The organism is Streptomyces sp. NBC_00212, assembly GCF_045206365.1.
In the GTDB taxonomy this organism is placed as follows: domain Bacteria; phylum Actinomycetota; class Actinomycetes; order Streptomycetales; family Streptomycetaceae; genus Streptomyces.
The window spans coordinates 998,062-1,013,075 of the sequence record NZ_CP108115.1 but is presented as its reverse complement, the minus strand read 5'-3'; the positions used below and the strand labels follow the sequence as shown (position 1 = coordinate 1,013,075).

Annotated in this window: 13 protein-coding genes and 1 pseudogene; 6 read left to right on the top strand and 8 right to left on the bottom strand. The window is 71.9% G+C overall.

Going from position 1 to position 15,014, the window contains the following annotated elements:
• Positions 1 to 9: 9 nt before the first annotated feature.
• Positions 10 to 1,371, top strand: coding sequence for an NAD(P)/FAD-dependent oxidoreductase (locus tag OHA17_RS04700; RefSeq protein WP_406504316.1), 1,362 nt, complete (start codon positions 10 to 12; stop codon positions 1,369 to 1,371).
• On the opposite strand, the gene OHA17_RS04695 is transcribed toward OHA17_RS04700, so the two are convergent.
• Complete coding sequence (locus tag OHA17_RS04695) at positions 1,351 to 2,190, bottom strand: cytochrome c oxidase assembly protein (protein ID WP_406504314.1); 840 nt, start codon at positions 2,188 to 2,190, stop codon at positions 1,351 to 1,353. The two genes, OHA17_RS04700 and OHA17_RS04695, sit on opposite strands and share 21 nt — an antisense overlap.
• Positions 2,191 to 2,192: 2 nt before the next feature.
• Positions 2,193 to 2,681 carry a DUF2243 domain-containing protein gene (locus OHA17_RS04690; RefSeq protein WP_406504312.1) on the bottom strand — a complete coding sequence of 163 codons (489 nt, stop codon included), beginning with the start codon at positions 2,679 to 2,681 and terminating at the stop codon, positions 2,193 to 2,195.
• A 251-nt stretch (positions 2,682 to 2,932) separates the two neighbouring features.
• Between OHA17_RS04690 and OHA17_RS04685 the strand changes: the two genes are divergently transcribed.
• Entirely contained in the window at positions 2,933 to 3,379 is a 447-nt protein-coding gene (locus OHA17_RS04685) for a nitroreductase family deazaflavin-dependent oxidoreductase (RefSeq protein ID WP_398872905.1), read from the top strand.
• A gap of 54 nt (positions 3,380 to 3,433) precedes the next feature.
• On the opposite strand, the gene egtD is transcribed toward OHA17_RS04685, so the two are convergent.
• From egtD to egtA, 4 genes are read right to left on the bottom strand one after another with little or no spacing between them, the layout of a single operon-like run.
• Entirely contained in the window at positions 3,434 to 4,396 is a 963-nt protein-coding gene (gene egtD, locus OHA17_RS04680; RefSeq protein WP_406504310.1) for an L-histidine N(alpha)-methyltransferase, read from the bottom strand.
• On the bottom strand, positions 4,396 to 5,148 hold the full coding sequence (gene egtC / locus OHA17_RS04675) for an ergothioneine biosynthesis protein EgtC (RefSeq protein ID WP_406504308.1): 753 nt from the start codon (positions 5,146 to 5,148) through the stop codon (positions 4,396 to 4,398). Before egtC ends, egtD begins: the two co-directional genes overlap by 1 nt.
• Positions 5,148 to 6,449 (bottom strand): ergothioneine biosynthesis protein EgtB, encoded by a 1,302-nt coding sequence (egtB, locus tag OHA17_RS04670; RefSeq protein WP_406504306.1) that lies wholly within the window; start codon positions 6,447 to 6,449, stop codon positions 5,148 to 5,150. The genes egtC and egtB overlap by 1 nt, the downstream gene beginning before the upstream one ends.
• Positions 6,446 to 7,699, bottom strand: coding sequence for an ergothioneine biosynthesis glutamate--cysteine ligase EgtA (egtA, locus tag OHA17_RS04665; protein WP_406504304.1), 1,254 nt, complete (start codon positions 7,697 to 7,699; stop codon positions 6,446 to 6,448). Before egtA ends, egtB begins: the two co-directional genes overlap by 4 nt.
• 135 nt (positions 7,700 to 7,834) lie before the next feature.
• Here egtA and OHA17_RS04660 point away from each other — a divergent pair, with 135 nt between their 5' ends.
• Positions 7,835 to 8,689, top strand: a complete 855-nt coding sequence (locus tag OHA17_RS04660) for a TIGR02452 family protein (protein ID WP_406504302.1) — start codon at positions 7,835 to 7,837, stop codon at positions 8,687 to 8,689.
• A 42-nt stretch (positions 8,690 to 8,731) separates the two neighbouring features.
• Here OHA17_RS04660 and OHA17_RS04655 read toward each other — a convergent pair whose 3' ends face one another.
• On the bottom strand, positions 8,732 to 9,193 hold the full coding sequence (locus tag OHA17_RS04655; protein ID WP_406504300.1) for a type II toxin-antitoxin system PemK/MazF family toxin: 462 nt from the start codon (positions 9,191 to 9,193) through the stop codon (positions 8,732 to 8,734).
• A gap of 71 nt (positions 9,194 to 9,264) precedes the next feature.
• On the opposite strand from OHA17_RS04655, the gene OHA17_RS04650 reads away from it, so the two are divergent.
• On the top strand, positions 9,265 to 10,311 hold the full coding sequence (locus OHA17_RS04650; protein WP_406504298.1) for a glycosyl hydrolase family 18 protein: 1,047 nt from the start codon (positions 9,265 to 9,267) through the stop codon (positions 10,309 to 10,311).
• A 150-nt stretch (positions 10,312 to 10,461) separates the two neighbouring features.
• A pseudogene (locus OHA17_RS04645) lies at positions 10,462 to 11,130 on the top strand (DUF4157 domain-containing protein); the annotation flags it as partial.
• Positions 11,131 to 11,557: 427 nt separating this feature from the next.
• On the opposite strand, the gene OHA17_RS04640 reads toward OHA17_RS04645, so the two are convergent.
• Positions 11,558 to 12,922, bottom strand: coding sequence for a (2,3-dihydroxybenzoyl)adenylate synthase (locus tag OHA17_RS04640; RefSeq protein ID WP_406504297.1), 1,365 nt, complete (start codon positions 12,920 to 12,922; stop codon positions 11,558 to 11,560).
• Between the two features lie 452 nt (positions 12,923 to 13,374).
• Between OHA17_RS04640 and OHA17_RS04635 the strand changes: the two genes are divergently transcribed.
• Positions 13,375 to 14,970 (top strand): flavin-containing monooxygenase, encoded by a 1,596-nt coding sequence (locus OHA17_RS04635; protein ID WP_406504295.1) that lies wholly within the window; start codon positions 13,375 to 13,377, stop codon positions 14,968 to 14,970.
• Positions 14,971 to 15,014: the final 44 nt, after the last annotated feature.

Here is a 15,014-nt window from a genome sequence, read left to right as displayed (position 1 = left end):
ACGCACACCGTGGCACGACCGAGGATCCTCGTCGTAGGCGCCGGCTTCGCAGGCGTCGAATGCGTACGCCGCCTGGAACGCCGCCTCCAACCGGGAGAAGCGGAGATCTCCCTGGTCACCCCGTTCTCCTACCAGCTGTATCTGCCCCTGCTCCCGCAGGTCGCGGCCGGGGTCCTGACCCCGCAGTCGGTGGCCGTGTCGCTGCGGCGCAGCGCCAAGCACCGCACCCGGATCATCCCGGGCGGCGCCATCGGAGTGGACCCCAAGGCGAAGATCTGCGTCATCCGCAAGATCACCGGCGAGACACTCGACCAGCCCTACGACTACATCGTGCTGGCCCCCGGCAGCGTGACCCGCACCTTCGACATCCCCGGGCTGCTCGACCACGCCCGCGGCATGAAGACCCTCGCGGAGGCCGCGTACATCCGCGACCACGTCATCTCCCAGCTCGACCTGGCCGACGCCAGCGACGACGAGGACGAGCGGGCCTCCCGGCTGCGCTTCGTCGTGGTCGGCGGCGGCTACGCGGGCACCGAGACCGCCGCCTGCCTCCAGCGGATCACCCAGAACGCCATCAAGCGGTACCCCCGCCTTGACCCGCGCCAGATCAAGTGGCACCTCATCGACATCGCGCCCAAGCTCATGCCCGAACTCGGCGACAGGCTCGGCAGGGCGGCCCTGGAGATCCTCCAGAAGCGCGGCATCGAGGTGTCGCTCGGGGTGTCCGTCGCCGAGGCCGGCGTGGACAAGGTCACCTTCACCGACGGCCGCGTCCTGCCCTGCCGCACCCTCATCTGGACGGCGGGCGTCGCCGCCAGCCCCCTGGTGGGCACGCTCGACGCGGAGACGGAGCGCGGCCGGCTCCTGGTCACCCCCGAGCTGACCGTGCCGGACCTGGACGGCGTGTTCGCGCTCGGCGACGCCGCGGCCGTGCCCGACCTCGCCAAGGGCGAGGGCGCCTTCTGCCCGCCCACCGCGCAGCACGCCATGCGCCAGGGCCCGAAGCTCGCCGACAACATCGTCGCCGCGCTGCGCGACCAGCCGCTGAAGCCGTACGTCCACAAGGACCTCGGGCTCGTCGTGGACCTCGGCGGCCGCGACGCCGTCTCCAAGCCGCTCGGCATCGAACTGCGCGGCCTGCCCGCCCAGGCGGTGGCGCGCGGCTACCACTGGTCGGCGCTGCGCACCAATGTCGCCAAGACCCGGGTCCTGACCAACTGGATGCTGAACGCGGTGGCGGGCGACGACTTCGTCCGCACCGGCTTCCAGGCCCAGAAGCCCGCCACGCTGAAGGACTTCGAGTACACGGACGCCTATCTGACCCCGGAGCAGGTCCGCGCGCACACGGCTTCACTGACCGTAGGAGGCTGAAGCGGGCGGCTCCCCGGTCCCCGCGGTGCGGCGGCCCTCGCGCGCGAGGCGGCGGCCGCCGGCCGCGTACCACTGGAGCCCGACGACGGCCGCGAGGGCGATTTCGACGAGGTCGCCGCCGTAGTACATGAGCTCGGCGGCGGCCGAGAGGTCGCCCGGCGCGAAACCGGTGCTGGGCGGAGCGGTCGCGTACAGCGTCTTGGCGAGCACGGCGTGCGCGCCGCCCGCGCCGACCAGCGCGGCCGACCTGAGGACCACGCCATGGCGGCGCGGCAGCGGATCGAGCGAGCAGACGGCGGCCGAGAACAGCAGCCCGGCCGCGAAGACATGGACGTGGACCAGGACCGCGAGCCACGGCCGCTCGTGTGCGGCGGCGAACAGCGGGGTGCGGTAGAGCAGCCACAGCCCGCCGAGGTCGAGCAGCGCGGCCACCGGCGGATTCACGAGCAGCCCGACCGGCCGGGAGCGAAGGACGGCCAGAAGGCGGCGGCGCCCGCCCGGCGGCAGGGAGCGCAGCGCGAGCGTGACGGGGCGGGCCAGGACGAGCAGCAGCGGCGCGACCATCCCCGTGGCCACGTGCTGGGCCATGTGGGCCGTGAACGGTCCGCCCGGCGGCGTGACAAGAGTCGCCGCGAGGAGGACCGCGGCGCCCGCCGCGAAAGTGAGGTCCCGCGCGAGCGGCCAGCGGTCCCCGCGCCGCCGCAGCCGCGCCGCCGCCAGCAGATAGCCGGCCCCGCCGCCCAACGCGAACCCGGCCGCGAGCAGAGCGGCCCCGCCCAGCTGCCCACCACCATGCTGATGAACCGTCAACTCCAGCACGGCTAGCGGGTGTTGGCGCGCCGGGCGGCGCGGAGCAGCAGAACCCCGACCGCGAGGAACAGCACGGCGAGGATGTTCCACGTCAGGTCGTACGGGGTGAGATCGACGTGGTACCTGATCTGGTGCAGCTTCATCAGCTTGTGCTGGACGGTGCCGTCGTACAGCTGGAACGCGCCCATGCCGGTCAGGATGCCCCCGGCCAGCGCGCGCCCCGCCAGGCCGGCCCGGTGGCGCAGATCGGCGACCATGAACAGGCCGATCACCACGGCGAACCAGCCGAAGGCGTGGAAGAGCCCGTCGGACACCAGGCCGACGCCTGGGGTCGAGCGGTCGTAGAAGTGGTGCCAGTGCAGCAGTTGGTGGAAGACCGTCTCATCGACGAAGGCGGCGATGCCCACCCCGATGAGCACGCCGGACCAGGCCGAACGGGCACACAGCGGAAGGCCTCTGGGCTGCTGCGGGGCGGTTCTGGAAGCGGATGGAGTCGCCATCGGCGGCACGTCCTCGATAGGAGTCTGCGGAAGATCGTCCGACGCGGAACAAGCACACCCGGTCCCGCTGCCCGCCCCCGGCACGAACAAGCGTCCGGATCCGGCCTTCCTGCCCCGTACGTCCCGATCCGGCCTTCCCCTCCCCGCGGGAGCCGTGGCGTCGCGGGGAAGACGGGAGGGGCGCCGTATGTTGTACGTGAGTCGGCCGAAGCCGGGCCGGTCCGCAGGTTCAACGACGAAGGGATCCCAGCATGCCTCTCGACGGCGAGTACGAGCCGAGCACCACCCAGTGGGTGCGTGAGCAGGTCGAGCTCATCGAGCGTTCTGGCGGCACCGAAGGCATGACGATGCGCGGCATGTCCGTGATCCTGCTGACGACGCGGGGCGCCAAGAGCGGCAAGGTGCGCAAGACCCCCCTGATGCGGGTCGAGCACGACGGCCGGTACGCGGTGGTCGCCTCGCTGGGCGGCGCGCCCAAGAACCCCGTCTGGTACTACAACGTCGTCGCCGACCCCAGGGTGGAGCTCCAGGACGGCACCGTACGACAGGACATGACGGCCCGTGAGGTGACGGGCGAGGAGAAGGCCGAGTGGTGGGAGCGGGCCGTCGCGGCGTTCCCCGACTACGCGGACTACCAGAAGAAGACGGACCGCGAGATCCCGGTCTTCGTTCTGGAGCCCGTACCGGGCGGCCACTGACCCGGCCCTCGTGCGGGCCCCGCGGCACGAGCGCCACGGGGCCCGCACGGCTGCTCAGCCCGCGGTCGCCAGCGAGAGCGCGAACCGCCCGGCGGCATCCGTCCACCAGCGCGACGGAACGAACCCGGCGGACGTCAACTCGGCCCGTACGCCCGACTCGCGGAACTTCGCGGACACCTCGGTACGCAGCTCCTCGCCCGCCGTGAAGGAGACCACGAGATCCAGTTCGGGGATCTTCACGGTCACGTCGCGGCGGGCCCGCAGCCGCATCTCGATCCACTCCTCCTCGCGGTTCCACAGCGCGACGTGGTCGAAGTCGTCCGGATCGAAGTCCGCCCCGAGTTCACGGTCGATGACGCTGAGCACGTTCTTGTTGAACGCCGCCGTCACCCCCGTCGGATCGTCGTACGCGCGGACCAGGACGGACTCCTCCTTCACCAGATCGGTCCCGATGAGGAGCGAGTCGCCCGGCGCCATCAACTTCCTTACCGAGGTGAGGAATTCGGCCCGCTCGGCGGGCAGCAGATTGCCGATCGTGCCGCCGAGGAACGCCACCAGGCGGGGGCCCGGCGCCTCGGGCAGTTCGAGGACCTGGGTGAAGTCCGCGATCAGCGCGTGGACGCGCAGGCCCGGGTGGTCGGCGAGCAGCCCCTCGGCCGCGCCGGCCAGCGCGCTCTCGCTCACGTCGACCGGTATGTACGTCAGCGGCGCGGGCAGCGCGTCCAGGAGCAGCCGGGTCTTCTCGGAGGATCCCGAGCCGAGTTCGACCAGGGTGTGCGCGTCGGTCGCGGCGGCTATCTCGGCGGCGCGGTCGGTGAGGATCTCGCGCTCGGCCCGCGTCGGGTAGTAGTCGGGAAGCCGGGTGATCTCCTCGAACAGGTCGCTGCCGCGCGCGTCGTAGAACCACTTGGGCGGAAGGGATTTGGGGGTCAGGGACAGCCCGTGCAGCACATCGGCGCGCAGTGCGGCCCCGGTGGCGTCCTCGGGCAGGGTGCGGGTCAACTGGAACGGGCGCACTACTGGGGCTCCTTGAGGGGGGTGAGCAGGACATCGGTGCGGGTGGCGGCGAGCAGGGTGCGGTCGGGCACCTCGCGCCAGTACGGGTCGTCGTCGTACGGCTCGGAGGCGACGACGGTGCAGCGGCCGGGGGAGTGCAGGTACCAGAGGGTGTCGCCCCAGGTGGTGGCGGTGATGGTCTCGCCGTCGGTGAGCAGCAGGTTCAGGCGCGAGCCGGGAGCCGCGGCAGCCAGCTCGGTGACCGTGTCGGCCATCGCCTGGCCCGCCTCGTCGCCGCCGGTCAGCCGGTTGAGTACCAGCGCCCAGACGAACGCCGCGTCGCAGCGGGCCTCCAGGCCGAGCAGAGCCTGGGCGGGCAGCGCGGCGGCGAGCGGCGCCGCACTGCGCGGCCAGTCCCGCACGGCGCCGTTGTGGCTGAACAGCCAGCGTCCGGAGGCGAAAGGTGCGGCCGCCGCCTCGCCGTCCGCGCCCGCCTCGGTGGCGTCCCTGACCGCCGCGAGCAGCGCTCCGGTACGGACGACCCGGGCCAGGTCCGCGAAGTTCGGGTCGGCCCAGATCGGCCCGGTCCGGCGGTGGCGGGCGGGCACCGGATCGCCGTCCGCGTACCAGCCGACGCCGAAGCCGTCGGCGTTGACCGTGCCATGGCGCTGGCGGCGCGGCGCCCACGACTGCCGGTACAGCCCGTGCGGCGGCCGCACGAGGAGCTCGCCCAGAGCCAAGGGCGGCCCCGCATAGGCAATATGACGGCACATCAGTCGGCGTCCCGGGCAGTACGGAAGCCCGCGAAGATCTGGCGCCGGACCGGCAGGTCCCAGTTGCGGAAGGTGCCCCGGCAGGCCACCTCGTCCACGGAGAACGCCCCGCCGCGCAGCACCTTGTGCCCGGGCCCGAAGAAGACCTCCGAGTACTCGCGGTAGGGGAAGGCCACGAAGCCCGGGTAGGGCAGGAAGTCGCTGGACGTCCACTCCCACACGTCGCCGATCAACTGCCGTATGCCCAGGGGCGATTGGCCTTCGGGGTACGCTCCGGCGGGCGAGGGTCGCAGGTGGCGCTGGCCGAGGTTGGCGTGGGCCGGGGTGGGGTCGCCGTCGCCCCACGGGTAGCGGCGGGAGCGGCCCGAGTCCGGGTCGTGGCGGGCCGCCTTCTCCCACTCCTCCTCGGTCGGAAGCCGCCGCCCGGCCCAGCGGGCATAGGCGTCGGCCTCGTACCAACTGACGTGCAGAACGGGCTCGTTGACCGGTACCGGCTCGGTCACCCCGAACCGCCTGCGCAGCCACTGGCCGCCCTCCTGCCGCCAGAACAGCGGCGCGCCCAGCTCGTGCTCGCGGACCATCGCCCAGCCCGCGGGCTCCCACCAGCGCTCCTCGCGGTAGCCGCCGTCCTCGATGAAGCGGAGGTACGCCCCGCACGTCACCGGGGTCGTGTCCAGATGGAAGGCGGGCACGATGCGGTGGTGCGCGGGGCGCTCGTTGTCCAGCGCCCACGGCTCGGTCGAGGTGCCCATGGTGAACGGGCCGGCGGGGACGAGGACTTCGGCGGGCAGGCCCTCGGTGCTGCCGGGCGGCGGCTCGGGGGCGGTGAGCGCCGCCGAGCCCTTGCGCAGCTGATGAGTGATCAGCATGGTCTCGTCGTGCTGCTGTTCATGCTGGGCGATCATCCCGAAGGCGAACGCGGCATCGGTGAGCGGGCCGCCGTGCAACGGGGTGCGCTCCAGGACGTCGATCGCCCGGCCCCGCACATCGGCGGCGTACCGGCGCGCCTCGGCGGGGGCGAGCAGCGGCAGGGTGGGGCGGGCGGCGCGCGGATGCTCGAAGGCGTCGTACAGCGAGTCGATCTCGGGCCGGATCGCGTCCTGCCCGGCGACGGCACGCAGCAGCCACTGCTCCTCCTGGTTGCCGATGTGTGCCAGGTCCCAGACGAGGGGGGACATCAACGGCGAGTGCTGCGCGGTCAGTTCACGGTCCTCGACACTGGAGGTGAGCACGCCGGTGCGGGCGCGCGCAGCGGTGAGTGCTGTCAGGGCGCGGGCCCTGAGCAGCTCCGGGTCGGTCATATGCGGATGTCCTTCGGTGGGACGGGTGAGGGAGTGTCGTCGGCCGGACATCGGCCCCGTACGACATAGCGGTCGGTGAAGGCGGCCACCCGGTCCTGGAGCTCGGGGGAGGCGCCGAGGCGGGGGAGCGCGCCGAGCGCCGCCGTGAAGCACGCGGTGGCGGCCTCGCGCAGCTCGGGGTCGGCGAGCCCGTCGTGGGCGGCCGCCCGCCAGAGCGGGTTGCGCGGCGCGGGCCGCGAACCGGTGCGCTCAGCAAGGGGTTTGACGGTCCGGTAGGCGATCTCGGCCGCCTCCGGGTCGTCGAAGAGCGCACTGGTCACGGCGAGCGGCACGGTCCACCCGTGGTCGCCGGGCTGCGCGTCGATCATGCGCAGTTCCAGATGGCCGCGCGGCCGCACCGGCGGGAACAGGGTGGTCAGGTGGTAGTCGAGGTCCGTGCGGGTCGGCGGCCGCGGCAGGCCGGTGCGCAGCCACTGCCGGAAGGTGAGACCCGGCGGCGCCGACCACGGCCCCTCCTCGGCCCGTACGCACATGACCGGGGCGTCCAGGACGTGTGCGGCCCAGGATTCGCGGGGCGGCTCTTCCAGAGGCGGGGCGAGCGCGCACACCGGGTCGATGTCGCTCCAGTTGGCCTGCCGGGTGGACCGCCAGCCGGTCAACTCGGCGTCTCGCAAAGGGGAGTTGGCGAACGCGGCGACCAGGACCGCGCCCAGCAGATGGGCCATCAGCCAGCGGCGCCCGAAGCCGAGCGGGCCGGGCTCCTCGTACCCGGCGTCGATGCAGACCTGGACGGAGGCCGAGGAGCACATCATGGCCCGGCCGGCCGGACCCGAACGGTCGAGATGGGCCTCCATCGCGTCGTACCGCGCCTGGCGCAGCATGCGGCGCGGGGGATGCCAGGGATCCTGACCGAGGCCGACGAGTGCGAGGCCGCGCTCTTCGAGGGCGGCGCGAACCGCCGTCAGATCGGCGGAGACGGTGGAGATGCACTCCATGAGGGATGCGGCGGGCAGCGAGCTGAGCTCAAGCTGGCCGCCGGGTTCGACGGTGAGCGGCGACCGCAGCGGCAGGGTGCGTAAGGCGGCGTAGGCGGCTTCCAGACGCTCGTGCCGGACGGGAAGCCGGGGGTGGTGCAGATCGTGGACGAGCCATTCCAGCTCCACGCCGACAGCGCGTGGCGGACCCGTCTTGAAACAGATACATCGCAGCAGGTCGTCGGCCTCTGTCTCCGTCAACTCACTGGTGTTCATGGACGCTTGCCCCCTTCCGGGGCTCGGATGCACATGCCGTCCTACCTAAGACTCTGGCGTCGCATCGCACAAGAGCGCCTGCTCGGACGGATATTCGATTGCGACAATCTTCCGCGGACGTTCACGATGCACCTCATGAGTGCACGACTGCGCGGGATCGCGCGCCGCACGGTGGAGATCACCGACACCGGCCGGTACGAGAGCGAGACCGGCCGTACCGTGTCGATCGCCCAGCCGCTGGCCGCCGCCCTCGCGGGCACGACCCTGCACGGCCCGGAGCCGCTCGCCGTCACGCCCGACCGGGACCGCGTGACGCGCGTCGAGGTGACGGGAGAGAGCAGCCTGGACGCGGCAAGGCGGCTGGTGGGCGAGGCGGGGCAGGCCGGGGCGGTCGGCGAAGCCGGGGCGTCCGGGAAGGTCGCCGTCCTCACCTTCGCCTCCGCACGCAACCCCGGCGGCGGCTTCCTCAACGGCGCCCAGGCCCAGGAGGAGGCGCTCTGCCGCTCGTCCGCGTTGTATGCGACGCTGCTGTGCGCACCGGACTTCTATGCCCACCACCGCGGCGACCGCGACGTGTTCTACACCGACCGGGTCATCCACTCGCCCGGCGTCCCGGTGTTCCGCGACGACCGCGGCCGCCTCCTCGACGCGCCCTACCTCGCCGGATTCCTGACCTCGCCCGCCCCGAACGCCGGGGTGATCAGGACCCGTACACCCGAACAGGCACACCGCATCGGGCCCGTGCTCGACGCGCGCGCCGGACGCGTACTGGAGGCGGCGGCCCTGCACGGCTACCGGCGCCTGGTGCTCGGGGCCTGGGGGTGCGGGGTGTTCCGGAACGACCCGGGGCGGGTGGCCGCGGCGTTCCGCGACCACCTCACCGGCGATGGCCGGTTCGCGGGCCACTTCGACGAGGTCGTCTTCGCGGTCCTGGACCGGACGGGGGATCGGACCACCCTGGGCGCCTTCGAGGCGGCCTTCAAGCGATAGCGGCGCGTCGGCGTCGACCCGAACGCGTCGACCCGAATGGCCTCAGCGCCAGCCGTACCGCTCGCGCAGCCGGTCCGCGACCAGGGTGAAGCGGGGCAGGTCCAGGGCGCACGCCTCACGCCGCATGCCCCGCTCGTGCAGCCGCAGCACCCGGTCGAGGTCCACCCAGGACTCGCGGCCCTCCCGGTCCCAGGGCCCGACGCCGATCGGCACCCACTCGCGGTCGTGGTCGTGCCGCTTGCTGGACAACTGCACGGCGAGCAGCGTGCCGGCCGCCTCGCGGGCCACCACAAGCACCGGGCGGTCCTTGCCGCGCCCGTCGTTCTCCTCGAAAGGCACCCAAGTCCAGACGATCTCGCCGGGATCGGGGTCGCCGTCGCGGTCCGGGGCGTAGCCCATGCGGACCGCCCCCATGTCGTGGGGATCGGCCTCGGTGGTGGCCGTCGGGCCGCTCTGGCCGGGCAGCGGGGGACGGTCGGTGTGGTCGTCGACATACGCAGTCATCCGGACACCGTAGGGCCTGTACGGCCCAACCCGCAGAGCGGGTACGCCGAGCGGGCCGCAGGCTCGGGCCCATGATCCTTCGCTCCGGCGCACGCCTGCGCCTCGTCGTCCTGTGCGCAGCCGCCGCGCTGCTCACCGCCCTCGTCCAGCCCCGGGCATCCGCCGACGAGCCGCTTCCGCGCACCGTCTCCGGCTGGCTCCCGTACTGGGACCAGGAGGGCGGGTACGCGGACGCCCTGCGGCACGCCGCTCAACTGCACACCGTCAGCCCGTTCTGGTACCAGGCGAAGGCGGCGGACAAGATCGACGGCCACCCGGGCGCGGGGGAGACCCGCATCATCGACGGGCTCCACCAGGCCGGCATCAAGGTCGTGCCGACGGTCATGGAGACGATGAAATCCGGCGAGCTCGCGGCCATCCTCACGAACCCCACCAGCCGCACCATCCACGTCGAGACCCTGCTCGCCCTCGTACGCAGCCGGTCGTACGACGGCATCGACATCGACTACGAGTCGATCGCCCCGACGGGTGAGGCGGACTACCTGACGGTGCGCGCCGCCTACGCGGCCTTCGCCGGGGAACTCTGCGGACGGCTGCACGCGTTGGGCAAGCAGTGCGTGCTCACGGTGTCCCCGCAGACGGCGAACACCGGCCGGATCTGGGACTACGCGGAGCTCGGCAAGGCCGCCGACAGGGTCCGCATCATGGGGTACGACCTGCACTGGCAGGGCGGCAGCGCCGGCCCGCTGGCCAGCCCGCAGTGGTACGACGACATCCTGCGCCGGGCCACCGCGCTGATCCCCGCCGACAAGCTGGAGATGGGCCTGCCCGCCTACGGCTGGGACTGGGTGCCCGGCGGCAAGACCCGCCACGTCACCTGGCGCGAGGCCGAGGCGCTGCGCGTGGCGCAGGGCGCCCCCTACCGCCTCGACCCGGACTCCCAGACCCCGCACTTCACATACGAGGAGGACGACAGCGTCCGCGAGGTCTGGTACCAGGACGCCGCGGGCGTCACCGCGGACCTGCCGGTGCTGCGCCGCTACGGCATTCGCAACACGACGATCTGGGCCCTGAACTTCGAGGACCCGGCCCTGTGGCCGGTCCTGGGGAAGGCCTGAACATGGCTGGAACGTGACGGTGGTTCGGCGCAGGCGGGTATCTGCCCTTTCGGTCAGCCGCGTGCTGCCCTCACGTACCTGGCCGACGGTCCAACTCGGGCGTATCCAGGGTGAGTTGGAGTTGGAATCCTGCGCGGGAAGAGGCACCCCTTGCACGACCGAGACAACGCCATGGAGAACGCCACCGAGAAGAACGGGCGCACACCGACCCGAAAGCCCGAAGCCGAGGGCGGGGCGCGGCTCGCCCTGCAGAGCACGGCGGGGAACGCGGCCGTGGTGCAATTGCTCCGCCGGGCCGGGCACCCCTGGGCACAGGAGCAGCACCAGCACGGCGCCGGGTGCGGGCACCAGCAGGCCGAGGAGCCGCAGGTGCAGCGCTCGGCGGTCCACGACGTACTGCGCAGCGGAGGCAAGCCGCTCGACGACGCGACCCGGGGTGACATGGAGTCCCGGCTGGGCGCGGACTTCTCGGACGTGCGCATCCACAACGACAGCGCCGCCAAGGCCTCGGCGGCGGAGGTCGGCGCCCGCGCGTACACCTCGGGCAGCCACGTCGTCATCGGCGACGGCGGATCCGACAAGCACACCCTGGCCCACGAGCTGACCCACGTCATCCAGCAGCGCCAAGGCCCGGTCGCGGGCACCGACAACGGCTCCGGCCTCAAGGTCTCCGACCCCTCCGACCGCTTCGAGAAGGAAGCCGAGGCCAACGCGACGCGGGCGATGTCGGGCGCACCGGTGCAGCGGGCCGAGGCGGCTCACACGGAGGAGGCGGCCGCGGATGGCGCCGTACAGCGCGCCGAAGTCGCAGTACAGCGCGCCCAAGGTGACACCGCCGTTTCGATCGCCGAGGGAGAGGTCGACGAGGTCGGACCGGGCGGCACCGTCACGTACCCGAGCGTGACCAGTTGCCTGGTCATCACCGCGTACCTGCGCGACGGCGGCAAGGTGGGCGGCCATGCCAGCCTGTTCCGCATGGAAGGCAAGCTGTTCTCGGACCAGATCCTGCCCGCGATCAAGGCGCGCATCGGCAAGCGCCGGGTGGAGTCCATCGAGGTCAGCGGAGCCGTCTCGTCGTGGAACCCGGAGTACTTGACGCGGGCCATCGAGCGCTCCGAGTCACCCGCCCCGCAGCTGAACGACCCGGACGGCATCGGCGACGTCGTGGCCGCCGCGCTGAATCGGCAGCGGAGCAAGGTCACCGTCCGCGAGGTCCCGGACGGCACGCTGACGAGGTGACCCCGGGTCAGCCGGGCTCGCCGGCCGGTTGTTCCGCGCGGCGGCCGGTCACCACCAGATCGCCGTCCGGGGTGCGCCGCGCGAGGGCGCCGGTGCGGAAGAAGCCGTCGGCGGTGAAGGCGCGCGCGTTGTGGCCGGGCGCCCGGTAGTAGCCCCGCAGGGTGTACGGACCCCGGGCGAGGAGTTCGCCCGGCTCCCCGTCGGGCACGTCCGTGCCGTCGCTGTCGACGATGCGGATCTCGTCGGCGGGGGAGAGGGGGCGGCCCTGCGTGGTGAGCACGGTCTCGTCCGGATCGCCGGGCCGGGTGAGGGTGAGCAGCCCCTCGGCCATGCCGTACACCTGCTGCAGGCGACAGTCCAGTTCGGGGCCGATCCGCTCGGCGGTCGCCCGTCGCAAGGGCGTCGCGCCACCGATCTGCACGAGACGCAGACTGCTCAAGTCGGCTTGATTCATGGAGAGTTGATCGAGCCAGAGCTGGACGGTGCCGGGATCCAGCGACGTGATGGTGACCCGCTCTCGCTCGATGAGGGGGAGGCATTCGGCGGGTTCCGGGGTGTCGGCCAGGACCACGGTGGCACCGACGGAGAGGGCGCCGAGGATGCCGGGGCAGCCGAAGGCGAAGTTCGACTCGGCGGGCAGGGCTGCGAGATACACGTCGTTCTCGGTGAGCGACACCAGCTCGGCGGCGGCCCGCGCCTGGTAGGCGTAGTCGTTGTGGGTACGCGGGATGACCTTCAGCGTCCCGGCGGTGCGGCCGGAGAGCAGGAAGAGCGCCACCTCGCCGGCGCTCCGCGCGAGCGCCGGACCGGGCGGCGAGTCGAGGGAGCCCAGCGGGAAGTAGTGGCAGCTCGACACGTCGGTCGAGAAGCCGCCGTACGGCGACGAGGTGCCGGGCGGCTCATAAGTGAACACCCGTCGCAGGAAGGGCCCTTGGGCCGCGATGTCGGCGGCCATCGCCGTATGGTCGAAGCCCTGGTACGTCGAGGGGGCGACATAGCCGACGGCCTCGGTGACCCGCACCAGGTGGGACACCTCGGGCGCGCGGTGGGAGAGCGGGCAGAACACGGGAACCGCGCCGACCCGCATCAGCGCGAAGACGGTGCTGACGAGCTCCGGAACGTTCGGCAGCTGGACGACGACCCGCTGCCCGGGCCGCATGCCGCGCAGCCGCAGCCCGGCGGCCATGCGGTCCACGCGCCGGTTGAGCTGCGCGTACGTGATGCGGGTGGCGCCGTGCACGAGCGCGGTCCGGGGTCCGTACCGCTGGGCCCAGTCGCGCAGCAGGTCGTCGAGGGTGTAGCCACGCCAGTGCCCGGACATCCAGTAGCGGTCGACGAACTCCTCGGGCCAGGGCGTGCAACCGTTGAGCATAGGCGCCACTCGCTTCCTTCCGTACGGGCCGAGTGGGTCGGGCCCCGGCCCGCTCGATGCAGGGGGCGACCCCGGCCCCGCCGTCTCGACCCGGGCAATCCAACCCCTCGGCCACCCCCGAGCTCAATGCGCTTTCCCGACCAGGGACGCTGCATTCGCTCAGCAGAAGGTCCAAGGGGCGCCGCTGACCAGCAGGAACTTCGCGAACGCTGGCCAGTGGATCCAGCAGGAGGCGGGCAGCGCCTCGACTTCGTGGGTGGCAACGACGGACATGGACATGCACTACACAGATGGGTCAATCTCCCCTCCGGGCAGGAACGTTCCATCGATGAGAGCCCGCTGGTAGCGGGGTTCGGGACCCTCCCGACTGCACAAAGGAACGGCTCCCGCCATGCGCGGCCCCTGCTACGTTGCGCGTCGTTTGCTGACGCAATGGCCCGGGAGGCTGTGTGATGGAGAGCGGGACAGTGGAGACCACGCGCGAGGTAGGGGTCCTCGTCGTAGGCGCCGGCCTGTCCGGGCTGGCCGCGGCCACCACCCTGCGCCGGGCCGGGTTCCACGACCTCGTCGTGCTGGAGAAGGCGGAACGACTTGGTGGCACCTGGCGGGACAACGCCTACCCCGGGTGCGGTTGCGATGTGCCGTCGTTCCTCTACGAGTACTCCTTCGCGCCGCACGCGTGGACGCGTACGTTCGCCGCTCAGCCGGAAATCCTGCGCTATCTCCAGGACACGGCTGCCGAACACGGCTGCGACGACGTCATTCGCTACGGGGTCGAGGTGCTGGCCTGCAAGTGGGATCAGCCCGGGCGACGCTGGCTCGTGACCACGACAAGGGGTCAGTACAGGGCGAGATTCGTGGTCATGGCGACGGGCCCCTGGCACCAGCCCCGGTACCCCGACATCCCGGGCCTGGCGGACTTCCCGGGCCCCGTCTTCCACTCGGCCCGATGGGACCACGGCGCCGAACTGACGGGCCGCCGCATCGCCGTCGTCGGCAACGCGGCTTCCACCGTGCAGTTCCTCCCCGAACTCCAGCGCCGCGGCGCGCACATCGACGTATTCCAGAGCACGGCCCCGTGGGTCCTGCCCAAGCCGGACTATGCGCTGCCCGCGAAGGTCCGCAGCCTGCTGGAACGCCGGCCCACGGCGCGGCGGTTGGTACGGGGAATGCACCACTGGACGCAAGAGGCCATCGGCCTGGCCCTGCGTCACCCCTGGCTGCTGCCTCCGCTGGAGGCCGGGGCGCGCCTGTATCTGCGCCGATGCGTCCGCGACCGTGTCTTACGCGAGGCGCTGACGCCAAGGCACAGGCTGGGAGCCCGTCGGCTCCTCACCTCCGACACCTACTTCCCGGCGGTCTCGGCCCCCAACGTCAGCCTGCACCCCACCCGCGCCGAACACATCGAGGGCAGCACCGTCGTGGGGGCCGACGGGCGACAAGTCGGCGCGGACGTCATCGTCTTGGCCACCGGCTACCAGATCGGCGAAACACCCCTCGCGCGTCAGGTGTACGGAACTCAGGGCATGACGCTGGACGAGACGTGGCACGAAGGCCGACGCGCCTATCTCGGAACCAGCGTCAGCGGATATCCCAACCTCTTCCTTCTCCTCGGCCCCAACATCCTCAACGGCAACGTCGCCGTCCCTACCGTCCTGGAAGCACAGTTGCGCTACATCACCGACGCGCTGACGCACCTGGGACGGAGCAACCACCCCGCCATGGAGGTGCGGCCCGAGGTGGAAGAGGCCTACAACACCGCTCTGCAAGCGGCGTTGAGCACCACCGTCTACAACACGGCGGGACCCTCCAGCTATTACTTCAGCTCTGCCGGCGTGAACACGTTCTGCTGGCCCTGGTCGACCCGGCGACTGCGGCGGCAGCTCCACGCGTTCGATCCCCACCGCTACACGTGGTTCCCACCCCACGGCGCCAAAGTACCGGCGCAAGATCGCACCGGGGAGGCCCGGACGGGCAGCAACGGCGCTCACGACCACGACGAGGCCCCTGGCCCGGGTGCGTCTTCGCGTGCCGACTCCAAGAAGTAGCGCGTACAGATGCCACGCACCGACGATGGAATCCGGAGGCCGTC